The sequence below is a fragment of the Blautia hydrogenotrophica DSM 10507 genome (assembly GCF_034356035.1).
GTDB classification, from domain to species: Bacteria; Bacillota; Clostridia; order Lachnospirales; family Lachnospiraceae; genus Blautia_A; species Blautia_A hydrogenotrophica.
On record NZ_CP136423.1, the window covers coordinates 1,576,697 to 1,590,695 of the forward strand.

The following is a 13,999-nucleotide window of genomic DNA, read 5'->3' on the forward strand; positions in this document are numbered from 1 at the left end:
ATGGAAAAAGTTGGGCAAAAGACATGGAGAGGAATCCTAGTTTATCTGGAATGGGAGGGAGAAGCTTTTCATCCGGTGAGTTATGAACTTCTGAGCGAGGCGAGAAGATTATCTAAGATCAGCAAGGAGCCAGTATATGCGGTGGGGATTGGAAAAGAAATTCATCAAGGAGTCTCCCTGCTGAAAAACTGTGGTGCACAGAAAGTAATCCTGTGTCAGACTTCTCAGATTTATCAGTCTGAGGAATACGCGAGGATTTTTGAAATGTACATTCGCAGGCTTTGTCCAGGCACTGTGCTGATGGGAGGTACGATGGAGGGGAGGGCATTAGCCCCCAGACTTGCCGTGCGCTTTCGAACCGGACTGACAGCTGACTGTACAAAGCTGGAGATGGAAGAAGACGGCTGCTTGGTACAGATTCGCCCTGCCTTCGGTGGAAATCTGATGGCAAAAATTGTGACAGAAACAGCTAGGCCTCAGTTCGCGACGGTACGTCCAGGTGTGATGGAGAGAGAGGAATTTCCAGGAGAGATCTGTCAGTTCCAGCTGGACACTGAGAATGGGACTGAGGGCAGGATGAAAGTCCTTACAGAGGAAGTTTTGGACCAGGGGGACCATATCACGGACGCGCGGCTTTTGGTGGTCGCGGGACGTGGAGTAAAAAAGAGAGAAGATTTGGAACTTTTGAGAAAGTTGGCTGAGAGCTTGGGTGGGAGGCTGGCTAGTAGCAGAGCTCTGGTGGAAAAAGGCTGGATGCAGCCCAAAGATCAGATCGGACTGTCGGGGAACACGGTTCACCCGGATTACATGTTTACGTTCGGCGTGTCCGGAACGGTTCAGTTTATGGCAGGGATGAGAAACACGCACCATATTGTCGCCGTGAACACGGACCCTGAAGCGAGGATTTTTCAGATTGCCCACGATCCGATCTGTGCAGATTTGTATGAGGTTGTGCCAAAGCTTCTCAGACAAGGGGGGATATGTTGAAAATCACCTATCAGCTAAGACCGGAGGAAATCGAGGAAGCTTGGATAAGTGCTCAGTGGCGCGTCGGGATATTCCAAAAATGGAATCAGTTACTTCTGACTGTGATTGCTCTGGGGCTTGTATTTGCCTATGCCAGGAAGCCTGATAGATTTTACCTGATGATGTGTGCTGTTCCGGTGGTAATTCTACTGTTTTGTAACTCCTATCTTTTGAGGATTGTGAGAAGAAGACGGGCCTGCCGTTTAGCAAAGAAAAAGGGTATCTATGGAGTCGAGATCAGAAAGAATGGTATCTGTGCGGGTAAGGATTGGACGTTTTATCCATTGAAAGATAGAAGATGGGAAATGCTAAATTCGGAGCATGTCTATACGATAAAAGTGGACAAAGAGGTTTTCTGTATCCCCAAAAGAGTGATACCGATGGAAGAAGAGGAGGCATTGGAAGCTTTAAAAAAAGCTGGAGAATGCAGGTATCGGAATATTATCACAGGGAAGGAGAAAGTGTATGGAAAAACCAAATATAGAAAAGACGGTGAACCTGAAGTTAAATAAAATCGTGTTTTTTCCGCCGTGGCTGGCCCTGGCCGCGATGGTGGCAGTCAGTTTGACAAACGAGGAGGCTTTTTTGGCAGGACTGAACGCTGTGACGAACTGGATTTTGAGCAATTTTACCTGGGCATTTAACCTGACTACAGTTGCCTGCGTAGCAACTGTGATTATCGTATATTTTTCGCCTCTTGCAAAGGTGAGGATCGGCGGCAGGAAGGCCAGGCCGATCATGTCTTACATCAATCTGGTGTGGATTACCCTGTGTACGACGATCGCTGCGGGAATTCTCTTTTGGGCTTGCGCGGAACCGATGTATCATCTGTACGAGCCGGCGGCTTTTGAGGGCGTCGAGGCAGGGAGCGCGGGCGCGGCGGTTTTTGCCATGAAAACGATGTTTTTGGAATGGACCTGGTCTCCTTATGCGATCTATACCACGGCAACGCTGATTTTTGCCTTTGTTTTTTATAATATGAGACAGAAATATTCCGTGGGGTCTGTGCTGATTCCAGCCTTTGGGCCAAAAGCAGCCCGCTTTAATAACTTGATTGATGTGATTTGTCTGTTTTCGTTAGTTGCGGGCATGGCTTCTTCTCTGGGCACAGGTACTTTGACCATTGCAGGAGGAGTGCAGAAGGTTTTTGGGATTAAGAGCGCCCCGTTTTTATGGGGGATTATCATCGTGGTCATCGTGACTACCTTTGTGATTTCCAGTGTGTCCGGTATTATGAAAGGAATCAGGGTCTTGTCAAGCATCAATGCGAAGGTCTATATTATCTTGCTGGGTTTTTTGCTCATCTTTGGGCCGACCGCGTTTATGCTGAATTTTTCCGTGGAATCCTATGGGCAATACCTTCGTGATTTTCTGCCCATGAGTCTTAGTACCGGGGAGATTTTTGGGGAGAGCTGGGCCAGATCCTGGCCGGTGTTCTACTGGTGCAATTGGCTGTCCTGGACGCCGATTACGGCAATTTTCCTGGCCAAAATTCTGCGGGGTTATACAATCAGAGACGCTATCAAGTGCAACTTTGTGATTCCTGCTTTGTTCAGCACGTTGTGGATGGGAGTTTTTGCCAGCTCCTCGATCTATTATGAGTTGAATGGTGAAGGATTTTATGAAATCATGCAGACACAGGGAACGGAATCTGTGGTCTATGAGGTTTTCAATCAGATGCCTCTGTCTACGGTTCTGATTGTCTTTTACCTGTTCATTGTCTTTATCTCGTTTGTGACTGCGTCGGACTCCAACACAAATGCGATGGCAGGGCTGTGTACGTACGGAATCACGGACGGAGAGCAGGAGGCGCCTTCTTGGCTGAAAGTGGTCTGGGGAGTCTCAATAGCAGTGATGACTTGGATTCTTATCAGCTTTGCGGGGATTGATGGAATCAAGGCTGCATCCAATTTGGGTGGTTTCCCCACCATGTTTTTGATGATCATTATGATTGTAGGATTATTAAAAATTTGCAAAAACCCTTCAAAGTATGATACATTTAAGGAGGATTACACAGAGGACGGAAGGCCTATTGAGTCTGAACGTCTTCCAGTACATAATAAAGAAGGGTGATTATGACAAAAGACTTTTTTTTAGAAGCGACGGAAATCTCTCCAGTCATTCCGGCGGTTAACAGCGAAGAAAGGCTGGAAATAGCACTGCGGACGGAAAGTCCGTTGATCTATGTACTCTATGGGGATATCTGCAACATCACGGACATTGTTGCCAGAATCAAAGAGACCGGCAAGAAAGCAATTGTCCATGTGGATTTGGTCGGAGGGCTGGCGACGAAAGAAATTGCACTGGATTTCATGGACAAGTATGTACATCCTGACGGGATTATCAGCATGAAATCAAATTTGATATCCCATGCCAATGAGTTAGGATTTCTGACGATTCAGCGGTTTTATATTATGGATGTTCTGACTTATAGGAATGTGGAAAAACACATTCGCCTCGCGGGGCCTGATGTGGTAGAGTTCATGCCGGCCGGTCTGACCAAGGCAATGGGCTATCTCATGGAAGATGTGGATAAGCCGATTGTGGCCAGCGGTTTGGTTCTGGACAAGCAGGATATCATGGAAGCGCTAAAAATCGGAGCGGTAGCGGTATCTACGACGAATAAGGATTTATGGGACTGTTAAGGAGATGAGGGGATGAAGGTTGATCAGCAGTGTTTTTTGTGCTGCGCAAAAAAGGCGATGTCTTTGCTGGAACAGTATCAGGTTCCACAGGAAAAGGCAGTGCGTCTGATGAAGGAGATATACGGTGGTTTTTCTAGAGCTGACGAAGAAGTGTCGGCTCCTATCTTGATGGCGGATATGATGGGGATTTTGGACGCGAACGTGGGGATTTCCGACGCCTATGAGGGACCGAAAAGGCAGTATAACCAGGAGCTGTTGCGCCGTTCCCACGACATTAAGGGGGAGATCGACGGTTCGAAGGAGCCGTTTATGACTGGCTTGCGCTATGCGCTGACAGGGAACTATATCGACTTTGGAGCTATGGATACCGTGAGTGAAGAGAAACTGGACGAGCTGTTGGGAAAGTGTCAGGAGATCACCGTGGACGAAGTGGAAGCGCGCCGACTCAAGGAAGACATTGCTAGGGCGAAAAGGCTGGTATATGTGACGGACAATGCAGGAGAGATTGTCCTGGACAGCCTGTGGCTTCAGATCATAAAAGAGCAAAACCAACAGCTGGATATCACTGTATTGGTAAGAGGTGGGGCGATTCTCAATGACGCCGCAGAGGAGGATGCTGCTTTTGTGAACCTGGACAAAAGCTTTCAGGTGATCTCCAATGGGACGAAGATTCCCGGGACCTCCATGGAAGAGATCAGTTCCCAGGCGAGGGAAGCACTGCTTCAGGCGGACGTATGTATCGCGAAAGGACAGGGGAATTTCGAGAGTCTCCACGGCTGCGGCCTGAATGTCTACTATCTGTTTTTGTGCAAGTGTGATTTGTTTGTGAAAAAATTTCAGGTTCCTCGTTTTTCGCCAGTGATTGTCCATGAAAAGAGAATTGTGCAATATACATAAAAAAAGTTTTAGTATTTTGATAAATTGTACAGGTTGACAAGGACTGGATTAGGATTTATACTAATGACAGTTACTTAAAGAGCGCGAGAGAGAGTAACTTCTATTTTCAAGAATGGAAGTTGCTCTTTTTTTATGTAAAAAAGCAAAAATTCTGGCATGCTGCGCAGAAGCCAAAACGCTCTCAAAAATAAGATCAAACATGGAGGTACGAGAAATGGGCTACGATATTAATGAATTTTCTATGGATTTTTTTAGTCTGAAAGGTAAAAATGCGATTGTCACAGGAGGAAACAGTGGTTTAGGACAGGCTTTCGCGTTAGCTCTTGCGAAAGCGGGAGCAAATATTTTCGCGTTTGCTTATGTGGATGATGACGGGACAACCAGGAAATTGATTGAAGATTGTGGTGTGAAATATACTTTTATGCAGGGAGACCTGACAGAAGATGGTATGTGCGATAAAATTGCGGAAAAGTGCGTGGAGACCTACGGCAAGATTGATATTTTGGTGAACTGTGCGGGTATCTGCAAGATTGCGGATGTGCTCGACTTTGGAAGAAAAGAGTGGGATCCGATGATTGCGATCAACTTGACAGGAGCATTTGATCTGAGCCATGCAGTGGCCAAATATATGATTCCTCAAAGGAGCGGAAAAATCATCAACATCTGCTCACTGTTCTCCTTCTTAGGCGGTTTAGGCTCACCGGCCTATGCGGCGATGAAAGCGGGTCTGATGGGACTGACCAAAGCCTATGCGGATGAGCTGGGGAAATATGGAATTTGTGTAAACGGTATCGCACCAGGATATTTCCAGACCAAAATGACTACCGGTACTGGCAGTGCAAACGATGAGAAATTCATTAAGATCAAAGAACATATTCCGGCTGACCGTTGGGGTGAGAGACAGGATTTGATGGGGACGACAGTATTCCTGGCCAGCCATGCCTCCGACTATGTGAATGGTACGGTAGTGGTCGTAGACGGCGGATACTTGGTAAGATAATTTGAAGGAGAGGACAGCGAGATGAGCGAGAAATATGTAATCGGGATTGATGAAGGTTCCCAGAGTGCTAAAATATTGATCTTTGACTTAAAGGGGAACATCGTCTGCGAAGACAAGCATCCTCTGCGGCCTTATCATCTTCCTCGTCCCGGCTATGTGGAGCATCCAGATGATGACTGGTGGGATGCGATCTGCAAAGCCAGTAAGAAATGTATGGCGAAATTTCAGGGGAATCCAGAAGATATCTTAGGGATTGGCCTGTGTACCATTCGGTATTGTCGTGCCTACCTGAAGGAAGACGGAAGTCTCGCGCAGCCGGCTTTGAGCTGGATGGATGTGCGTGTCTCCCAGCCCTATGAACATTCAAACCCGGATGTCAGATATGTAGTGGCCTCCTCCGGTTATATCACCTACCGTCTGACTGGTGAGAAAAAAGACACTGTGGCAAACTATGAGGGCGGATGGCCGGTGGATGTAGATACCTGGAATTGGTCCAAGGACCCGGAAGCTTATAAGCAGACTGGGATGCCGAGGGAAATGCTGTTTGACCTAGTGATGCCGGGAGATATTCTGGGATATGTGACGGATGAGGCAGCGCAAGCGACAGGTTTTCCAAAAGGACTTCCAGTGGTGGCGACTTCCAATGACAAGGCAGTAGAAGGATTGGGTACTGGTTGCATGGGTGATAAGACGGCTTGTGTATCTTTAGGAACCTATACTGCTGCGATGATGGAGGGAAAAGAATATCTGAGAGATACGAAGGCTGTGTGGCCGAAATTTTCTTGTATGCCAAACAAATATCTCTATGACAGCAATGGAATCCGCAGAGGAATGTGGACGGTTAGCTGGTTCAGGGATATTTTAGGGGACGGTTTTGCGAAGGCGGCTGCTGAACAGGGAATGTCTCCGGAAGAATTATTGAGCAAAGAAGCAGAGTCTGTGCCGGTAGGCAGTGATGGCTTGATGACAGTTTTGGATTGGCTGGCGCCTGTGGATGCCCGCTATAAAAAAGGCATGATGATCGGATTTGACGGACGGTCTGACAGAGGACATATGTATCGTTCAATTCTGGAAGCTGTTGCAATGACGATGAAGCGTCATGTGGATGACATGACACAGGAGATGGGCGTGTCTTTAGATCAGGTGATCATCACGGGAGGTGGTTCTAACAGCGACCTGTTTATGCAGATTTTCGCAGATGTGTTCGGAATCAAGATGGTGAGAAATGTGGTGAACGGAGCCGCTGGTCTGGGATCAGCAATTTGTGCTGCCGTTGCCAGCGGCGCGTATGCTACTTTTGAGGAAGCTGTGGATAATATGGTGAAAATCAAAGACAGCTTTTTGCCGAATGAAGAGAATCACAAATTGTATCAGAAGATACTTCCGATCTATACGGATATTACCAGGCATACGGATGAAATATTGAAGAAAACCTACGAGATTTTTGAGTAAAACGGCGGGCTGCCGAGGAGGGGCTATGGAGAAGCAAAGACCTTTGGTTTTAGTCACCAATGATGATGGAATCGCATCGCCAGGACTGAAGGCGGCTGTCAGAGGGGTGCTAAAGTATGCGGATGTGATCGTGGCAGCTCCCTGCCGGCAGCAGACAGGCATGGGGAGAGCCTTTCCGAGAACAGAAGATTTAGGTATTATTGAGGAAGTTCCCTATGAAGTGGACCATTTCCAGGTCCCAGCGTATGCGATTCACGGTTCTCCCGCGTATGCAGCAGCCTATGGAATTTTGGAATTGTCGCCGAGAAAACCGGATTTATGTGTCAGTGGTATTAACTATGGAGAAAATCTGGGAATGACGCTTACTTGTAGCGGTACTTTAGGAGCAGCTTTTGAAGCCAGCAGCCAGAAAGTACCTGCGGTCGCAGTATCCGTTCAGGCGGACTTGTCCATTCAGCGTAGCGAAGATTTTCAGGAATATGACTGGACAGTGCCTCAGGCCGTGGTAGAAAAATGGGCGGGATGGGCATTGAAGAACTTAGGACGAGACGGTATGGATGTGCTGAATATCAATATTCCGGCTGGAATTCAGGACGCCGAAAAATATCGAATTACGACCCAGAGCAGGCAGAATTATTTTGAATTTTGTGCTCCAGGGGACAGAGACCGGACAAAGCCTTATGAGCTTCAGGCTCGAAAATGTGTAAATGAAGAGCTTCTCGAGAGAGACAGCGATATCTATGCGGTATATAAAGAGCGAATTATTTCAGTTACAGCTCTGAGTACAGTCATGTCTCTTCCGGTGGACAAGGTTAAGATCTAAGTGAAATTTAAACAGTCAGTTTGGCCAGGAAAATGTCCAGACTGGCTGTTTTTTTATGTAATAGGAAAGACCTTGTCACGCTAATGCGTGAAAGCTCCTTCCTATTACAAAAACGCTCCGCTAAGAATGCACACGCCGCAATAAGGTAGTGCACCGCAAGGCGGTGTTGCGGCGGCGCGCAAAGTGGGACTGCGCCCCTCAAAGATTGAGGGGATGGGGGAGTTGAAGTGGGCTTGCCCACTTTGTTCTGTCATTGGAAAAGCCTTGTCAGGCTAATACGTGCAGGCGAAGAATCCAGCGGGGCAGGATTCTTTTTTAAAGTACAATCAAAGGCCTAGAATGCTCAGGGACGTAAGGGGCATTGATCTTGTGGCTCAGGACGCTTTGGTAGAGCTCGGAAGGGTAGAGCTGCTGGCGTATTAGTCCATAACTGGAAGCAGGAAGATCGCGAAGCGCACGGCCGGTTCCCGCGCAGACAGGAACTGAACTGTGCTTTTGAATCAGAGAGAGCAGCTCACGGCTTTCCTTGCGGACTCCGAGAAGACGGATGTAGGGTGGAAAGGAGAGCTCAGTGATTCCCAGCAGAATGTGCAGTAGAGCTCTTTGAATCCTGGTGTGAGTCAGTTCTTTTGTTTTGAGCAGTTCGGTGAACTGGGAAAAAGAGCGGTATTCTGTCTTGCGGTTTTCGATGCGGTTGGCAAGTTCAGGAGTTACATCTACATAGCATGTGAGAGAATCCGCGTTTTCCTGAATGAGCCTCATATGCAGCAGCAAAGAGAAATCGTCTGTCCAGAGCAATTCGCCAGATGCAAGAATTTGTTGAAAATAAGTCCGGCAATCGCTGGGAAGATAGGGGGCTAACTGCTTAAAAGGAGCAGAGTCTGCGAGGGCGCGGCGCAGTGCTGATGCAGACGTAAATATGGAAGAATCCGGCAACTGTGTCTCATGATAGCAGGCGCCGTCTCTCAGAACGGTGTGGGGGTGGATGGAGCTGTGCAGACGGTTCAGTGCTTTTAGGTATTCGATTCCCAGGATGTTGTTGGGGGATTCTAAGAGCTTATTCCATTGGCTTTTTGGAAGATCAGGATAGGTATTTATATAAGACAAAAGAGCTTCTCTTCTTGCAACAGGAAAGGAAACCCCTTTTTTTAAGCAGGCGCGAAGCAGGGTCTGATAATCCTCTGGTTCGTGGGAGAGAAGTTTTGCCAGTGCGAGAAGGGAAGCCAGATCTCCTGACTCACTTCCGAAGCACAGATCTGTGACGATACCCAGGCTATCTAAGGTCCAAATACCGCCCAGGGCGAAATATTCCGCGCTTGCGGTAGCATAACAGACGGGAAGCTCCACCACCAGGTCAGCCCCAGACAACAATGCCATCCGAGTTCGATGATATTTGTCAAAGACAGCAGGAGTTCCGCGTTGGACGTAATCACCGCTCATGGCTACGATGATATAGTCTGCCTGGGTGAGAAGGCGTGTCTGCTGGATGTGATATTGATGACCACGATGGATAGGGTTGTACTCTGCAATGATTCCTGCGGTTTTCTTCATATTGCACCTCAAAAAATACAGTCTAATACCCCGTATTCTACCACTGAAATGCTTGAAATACAAGGGCGCAGGGGGTATAATTAGGGCAATGATGGTGGTTTGACCATGAGAAAAGTGAATAAATACGAAAGGGGCCAATTAATCATGGGATTTATTGACGTAATTAAAGAAAAAGCAAGAGCTGACAAGAAGACAATTGTTCTTCCAGAGAGCGAGGACAGAAGAGTCTTAGAAGCTACCGCTACAATTTTGAAAGAAGGATTGGCGAATGTGGTTTTGATAGGTAACGAAGAACAGATCAAAAAAGATGCAGCTGATCTGGATATCGCAGGAGCTATCATTGTAGACCCTGCAACCAGTGATAAAACCCAGGCTTATATTGATAAACTGGTAGAATTGAGACAGAAAAAGGGTATGACTCAGGAGCAGGCGAGAGAAATCATGCTGAATCAGAGAACGTATTATGGTGTTATGATGGTAAAGATGGGAGATGCAGACGGAATGGTATCCGGTGCGTGCCATTCTACCGCAGACACTTTGAGACCAAGCTTGCAGATTCTGAAGACAAAACCAGGAACAAAATTGGTATCTGCGTTTTTCCTGATGGAAGTACCGAACTGTGAGTACGGTGAGAATGGAACTTTCGTATTTGGTGACTGTGGACTGAATCAGAATCCTACTTCTGAAGAGCTGGCAGCGATCGCAGTGTCTTCTGCGGAGAGCTTCAAGATGCTGGTGGGTAAAGAGCCAAAGGTGGCTATGCTGTCACATTCTTCCATGGGCAGTGCGAAACATGCGGATGTTGATAAGGTTGTTGAGGCAGTGAAGATCGCGAAAGAGACTGCTCCGGAGTTGATGCTGGACGGCGAATTGCAGCTTGACGCGGCAATTGTTCCTTCTGTGGGAGCCTCTAAGGCACCGAACAGCCAGGTTGCGGGACAAGCGAACGTATTGATCTTCCCAGATCTGGATGCAGGAAATATTGGATACAAGCTTGTACAGAGACTGGCAAAAGCAGAAGCTTACGGTCCGATGACTCAGGGAATCGCAGCTCCGGTCAACGATCTGTCCAGAGGATGCTCTGCAAGTGATATCGTAGGTGTTACGGCAATCACAGCTGTGCAGTGTCAGAACCAGTAATAGAACCCCAAAGAAGGAGAATTAAAGAGATGAAAATTTTAGTACTGAACTGTGGAAGTTCTTCCCTGAAATACCAGTTGATTGATATGGACAATGAGAGTGTGCTGGCGAAAGGACTGTGTGAGAGAATCGGCATTGATGGTTCTAAGCTGACTCATAAGCCGACAGGAAAAGATGAGTATGTGGTGGAAAAACCGATGAAAGACCATCAGGTTGCCGTGGAGCTGGTGATGGATGCTTTGCAGGACGCTGAGCATGGCGTGATTCAGAGCACAGATGAGATTTCAGCCATCGGACACCGTGTACTGCACGGTGGTACTGTGTACAGCGATTCCATCGTTGTAAATGATGATGTTAAGAGAGTAATCCGCGAGTTCTTTGATCTGGGGCCTCTGCACAACCCGGCGAACTTGATTGGAATCGAGGCCAGCGAGGCAGCTATGCCAGGAAAGAAGAATGTGGCTGTATTTGACACGGCCTTTGGTATGTCCATGCCGGAGAAAGCTTATATGTACGCGATTCCTACAGAGTACTATGAGAAGTATTCCATCCGCAGATACGGCTTCCACGGAACCAGCCATAAATTTGTGTCTGGTGAGGCGATTAAATTCGGCGGGCTGGATCCAGAGAATGCGAAGGTTATCGTGTGCCATCTGGGAAATGGGGCAAGTATTTCTGCTTCCATCGGCGGAAAATGTGTGGATACCAGCATGGGCCTGACACCTTTGGAAGGTCTGATTATGGGTACCAGAAGCGGTGATGTGGACCCAGCGGTAGTACAGTTTATCTGCAACCATGAGAATAAAGATGTAAACGAAGTGCTGAATATCCTGAATAAGAAATCCGGTATTCTGGGAATGAGCGGCGGTGTATCCAGTGACTTCCGTGATGTGGAGAAAGCAGGAAAAGAAGGAAATCATCTGGCTGAGGTGGCTCTGGAAGCGTTCCGCTATCGTGTAATCAAGTATATCGGAGCTTACGTTGCCGTCATGAATGGAGTTGACGCGATCGCATTCACAGCAGGTGTGGGTGAGAATGACATTCAGGCCAGAAAACTGATCTGTGACGCTTTGGGATATCTGGGAGTCAAAATTGACGATGAGGCCAACAATGTGAGAGGAAAAGAGACGGTGATTTCCACAGCAGACTCTAAAGTAAAAGTGATGTTGATTCCGACCAATGAAGAGCTGGCAATTGCCAGAGAAACGCTGGCGCTTGTAAAATAATGGTTGACAAAAGCCGAAGAAACCGATATAATTCATTAGGTGTGATTAGGAGACTATTATGCTAGTTCATTTGTCAGATATTGTATCTCAGGAGGGGAAATGTCTGAAGACAGAGATTCCTCTTGCGTTGGAGACGATTGTTGCCGTAGGAGATACTTATAAGGTTGTGGAACAGAAGCCGTTGCAGCTGATGATTGTCAATACCGGTGATAAGGTATTGGAGCTGAAGGGTAGGACCGATGTAGTGGTCCGGATTCCTTGTAGCCGTTGTCTGGAAGCAGTAGACTGGAAGTTTTCCCTTGAGATCGAGCGAAAGCTGGATATGAAGCAATCGGAGGAAGATCGGATAAAGAACTTAGATGAAAGTGACTATATCACAGGTATGGATCTTGACGGAGACCGTCTAGTCTGTGATGAGATCCTAATTCAATGGCCTTTGAAGGTTTTGTGTAAGGAAGACTGTAAGGGAATCTGCAGCAAATGTGGTCAGAACCTCAATCACGGAGAATGTGATTGTGAAAAAGGCAGTCTGGATCCGCGTATGGCGGCTATCAGTGATATATTTAGCAAGTTTAAGGAGGTGTAACCTATGTCCATCTGTCCAAAGAATAAAACTTCCAGAGCGAGAAGAGATAAAAGAAGAGCAAACTGGAAAATGAGTGCTCCGAATTTGGTAAAATGCAGCAAATGTGGCGCTCTGATGATGCCTCACAGAGTCTGCAAAGCTTGTGGTTCTTACAACAAGAGAGAGATCATTAAAATGGATGAGGCTTAAATTGTAAAGTGATAGACCTTGCAGGAATGACTGTGAGGTCTATTTTATTTTTCATAGGAAACTGCGTTCCAATGAAAAAATAAAACGATCCGCGTGGATCGCACTGCGGCGGAGTGGAGGCTGGTGCTTTCGTCCCGCCGCAGGCGGAGAATCCTGCAAGCAGGATTCTTTTTTATGTAATCGGAAAGGCCTTGTCGTGCTAATGCGCAAAAGGTCTTTTCGATTATATAAACGCTTCGCTATGGATGCGCACGCCGCAATAAGGAATCTCACCGCAAAGAGTAAGAAGCTGCCGGTTTACAGAGAGTGGACACTCGTGGTATATTTAGGATTAAATGAATGTTTTTGTATAAAAACAGGATGGTGACGGAGGGAGTGTATGGATACTTGCAAGGTAAGTATTATTGTGCCGGTGTATAAAGTGGAACAATATTTGGGACAATGTATGGACAGTCTGGTTGGACAGACGCTAGAGGAGATTGAGATCATCGCAGTGAATGACGGGAGTCCAGACAATAGTCTAGCGATTCTGCAGGAATACAGGGACAGAGATCCGGAAAAAGTGAACGTATTCTCCATAGAAAATCAGGGAGTCAGCCATGCGAGAAACTATGGGGTTTCCAAGGCAAAAGGGGAGTATCTTCTGTTCGTGGACAGCGATGATTATCTGGAGAAAAATGCCTGTCAAAAGCTCTATGAGCATGCGAAGCTCCACGACAACGATTTGGTTTTGTTTGGGCGCTATAATCTGAGAGAAGGCGGAGAGACGGAAAAATTGTACCTGCCGGTAGTGGAGGATTTTTCCTTGAGAGAATACAAGGAGGAAATGGCACGCTTGTCGCCGTTTCCATGGGATAAGTTAATTCGAAGGGAATTGTTTCAGGAGATTGGCGGATTTCCGGAAGGAATCCGTTTTGAGGATTTGCCCGTAGCTCATATGTTGGCTGTCAGCGCGAGGAAGATCGGAGTGGTCTCGGAGTGCTTATATCACTACCGGGTGCAGGCGGGGTTTTTGAACACATTGACAGAGCATACTTTAGATATTGTGACAGCTCTGAAAATTTTAGTCAATTTTTTGAAGGACAAGGGGTTATATCAGGAGTACCACCAAGAGGTGGAATACATCTGTGTACGGCACTGCTGTTATCGGTTTGTGAATCTTAGAAAATTCACAGAGAAAGGAAAACTGGATTTGCAAATGCGCCTGGTTCAATTGGTCTATGACTTTTTGGAATCGGAGTTTCCCAAATGGAGAGAAAATCCCTATGTTCGAAGAAAGATGGCGGTGGGAATGAAACACTTTTTGTTTGTGTGTGAGCGGCCTAAGTTGATGATGAAATTTGTTCAAAAAACAGATGGAAAGTCCATTTTGCGAAAAAAACTTTGGGTCTGGGTGCGGTATTTCCCGTATTTATTACGGAATTAATACGAAAGATTGCGAAAAGATTACAAGTGTGGTATATT

At 46.9% G+C, this 13,999-nt stretch carries 14 protein-coding genes; 13 read left to right on the forward strand and 1 reads right to left on the reverse strand.

All coding sequences use genetic code 11. The features are described 5' to 3' along the window. The 8 genes from BLHYD_RS07365 (at position 1) to surE (ending at position 7,843) form a co-directional block, all read left to right on the forward strand. Complete coding sequence (locus BLHYD_RS07365; protein WP_005945130.1) at positions 1–987, forward strand: electron transfer flavoprotein subunit alpha/FixB family protein; 987 nt, start codon at positions 1–3, stop codon at positions 985–987. Next, the gene (locus BLHYD_RS07370) at positions 981–1,538 is read left to right on the forward strand and encodes a hypothetical protein (RefSeq protein ID WP_005945132.1); all 558 of its coding nucleotides are present in this window, start codon (positions 981–983) and stop codon (positions 1,536–1,538) included. The genes BLHYD_RS07365 and BLHYD_RS07370 overlap by 7 nt, the downstream gene beginning before the upstream one ends. After that, the gene (locus BLHYD_RS07375) at positions 1,492–3,099 is read left to right on the forward strand and encodes a BCCT family transporter (RefSeq protein WP_021844493.1); all 1,608 of its coding nucleotides are present in this window, start codon (positions 1,492–1,494) and stop codon (positions 3,097–3,099) included. The genes BLHYD_RS07370 and BLHYD_RS07375 overlap by 47 nt, the downstream gene beginning before the upstream one ends. A gap of 2 nt (positions 3,100–3,101) precedes the next feature. Continuing rightward, positions 3,102–3,671: a glycerol-3-phosphate responsive antiterminator gene (locus BLHYD_RS07380; protein ID WP_005945136.1), complete on the forward strand. Its 570-nt coding sequence runs from the start codon at positions 3,102–3,104 to the stop codon at positions 3,669–3,671. 12 nt (positions 3,672–3,683) lie between these two features. After that, positions 3,684–4,568, forward strand: coding sequence for a damage-control phosphatase ARMT1 family protein (locus BLHYD_RS07385; protein WP_005945139.1), 885 nt, complete (start codon positions 3,684–3,686; stop codon positions 4,566–4,568). A gap of 214 nt (positions 4,569–4,782) precedes the next feature. Further along, positions 4,783–5,568 carry an SDR family oxidoreductase gene (locus BLHYD_RS07390; RefSeq protein ID WP_021844494.1) on the forward strand — a complete coding sequence of 262 codons (786 nt, stop codon included), beginning with the start codon at positions 4,783–4,785 and terminating at the stop codon, positions 5,566–5,568. A gap of 21 nt (positions 5,569–5,589) precedes the next feature. Beyond that, positions 5,590–7,020, forward strand: coding sequence for an FGGY-family carbohydrate kinase (locus BLHYD_RS07395; RefSeq protein WP_021844495.1), 1,431 nt, complete (start codon positions 5,590–5,592; stop codon positions 7,018–7,020). Between the two features lie 25 nt (positions 7,021–7,045). Further along, the gene (surE, locus tag BLHYD_RS07400) at positions 7,046–7,843 is read left to right on the forward strand and encodes a 5'/3'-nucleotidase SurE (RefSeq protein WP_005945151.1); all 798 of its coding nucleotides are present in this window, start codon (positions 7,046–7,048) and stop codon (positions 7,841–7,843) included. A gap of 315 nt (positions 7,844–8,158) precedes the next feature. Here surE and BLHYD_RS07405 read toward each other — a convergent pair whose 3' ends face one another. Beyond that, complete coding sequence (locus tag BLHYD_RS07405) at positions 8,159–9,394, reverse strand: tRNA(Met) cytidine acetate ligase (RefSeq protein WP_005945157.1); 1,236 nt, start codon at positions 9,392–9,394, stop codon at positions 8,159–8,161. A 144-nt stretch (positions 9,395–9,538) separates the two neighbouring features. Here BLHYD_RS07405 and pta point away from each other — a divergent pair, with 144 nt between their 5' ends. From pta to BLHYD_RS07430, 5 genes are all read left to right on the forward strand, one after another. Then, complete coding sequence (gene pta / locus BLHYD_RS07410) at positions 9,539–10,534, forward strand: phosphate acetyltransferase (protein WP_040350334.1); 996 nt, start codon at positions 9,539–9,541, stop codon at positions 10,532–10,534. A gap of 29 nt (positions 10,535–10,563) precedes the next feature. Continuing rightward, positions 10,564–11,760, forward strand: coding sequence for an acetate/propionate family kinase (locus BLHYD_RS07415; RefSeq protein WP_040350264.1), 1,197 nt, complete (start codon positions 10,564–10,566; stop codon positions 11,758–11,760). Positions 11,761–11,818: 58 nt separating this feature from the next. Next, complete coding sequence (locus BLHYD_RS07420; RefSeq protein WP_005945165.1) at positions 11,819–12,346, forward strand: YceD family protein; 528 nt, start codon at positions 11,819–11,821, stop codon at positions 12,344–12,346. A gap of 3 nt (positions 12,347–12,349) precedes the next feature. Beyond that, entirely contained in the window at positions 12,350–12,535 is a 186-nt protein-coding gene (gene rpmF / locus BLHYD_RS07425) for a 50S ribosomal protein L32 (protein ID WP_005945169.1), read from the forward strand. 379 nt (positions 12,536–12,914) lie between these two features. After that, positions 12,915–13,961: a glycosyltransferase family 2 protein gene (locus BLHYD_RS07430; protein WP_005945176.1), complete on the forward strand. Its 1,047-nt coding sequence runs from the start codon at positions 12,915–12,917 to the stop codon at positions 13,959–13,961. Positions 13,962–13,999 lie beyond the last annotated feature (38 nt).

What these genes read in the sequence shown, in the direction of transcription:
- BLHYD_RS07365 (WP_005945130.1), top strand. Translation starts at nt 1, where the DNA reads ATGGAAAAAGTTGGGCAAAAGACATGGAGAGGAATCCTAGTTTATCTG.
- BLHYD_RS07370 (WP_005945132.1), top strand. Translation starts at nt 981, where the DNA reads ATGTTGAAAATCACCTATCAGCTAAGACCGGAGGAAATCGAGGAAGCT.
- BLHYD_RS07375 (WP_021844493.1), top strand. Translation starts at nt 1,492, where the DNA reads ATGGAAAAACCAAATATAGAAAAGACGGTGAACCTGAAGTTAAATAAA.
- BLHYD_RS07380 (WP_005945136.1), top strand. Translation starts at nt 3,102, where the DNA reads ATGACAAAAGACTTTTTTTTAGAAGCGACGGAAATCTCTCCAGTCATT.
- BLHYD_RS07385 (WP_005945139.1), top strand. Translation starts at nt 3,684, where the DNA reads ATGAAGGTTGATCAGCAGTGTTTTTTGTGCTGCGCAAAAAAGGCGATG.
- BLHYD_RS07390 (WP_021844494.1), top strand. Translation starts at nt 4,783, where the DNA reads ATGGGCTACGATATTAATGAATTTTCTATGGATTTTTTTAGTCTGAAA.
- BLHYD_RS07395 (WP_021844495.1), top strand. Translation starts at nt 5,590, where the DNA reads ATGAGCGAGAAATATGTAATCGGGATTGATGAAGGTTCCCAGAGTGCT.
- surE (WP_005945151.1), top strand. Translation starts at nt 7,046, where the DNA reads ATGGAGAAGCAAAGACCTTTGGTTTTAGTCACCAATGATGATGGAATC.
- BLHYD_RS07405 (WP_005945157.1), bottom strand. Translation starts at nt 9,394, where the DNA reads ATGAAGAAAACCGCAGGAATCATTGCAGAGTACAACCCTATCCATCGT.
- pta (WP_040350334.1), top strand. Translation starts at nt 9,539, where the DNA reads ATGGGATTTATTGACGTAATTAAAGAAAAAGCAAGAGCTGACAAGAAG.
- BLHYD_RS07415 (WP_040350264.1), top strand. Translation starts at nt 10,564, where the DNA reads ATGAAAATTTTAGTACTGAACTGTGGAAGTTCTTCCCTGAAATACCAG.
- BLHYD_RS07420 (WP_005945165.1), top strand. Translation starts at nt 11,819, where the DNA reads ATGCTAGTTCATTTGTCAGATATTGTATCTCAGGAGGGGAAATGTCTG.
- rpmF (WP_005945169.1), top strand. Translation starts at nt 12,350, where the DNA reads ATGTCCATCTGTCCAAAGAATAAAACTTCCAGAGCGAGAAGAGATAAA.
- BLHYD_RS07430 (WP_005945176.1), top strand. Translation starts at nt 12,915, where the DNA reads ATGGATACTTGCAAGGTAAGTATTATTGTGCCGGTGTATAAAGTGGAA.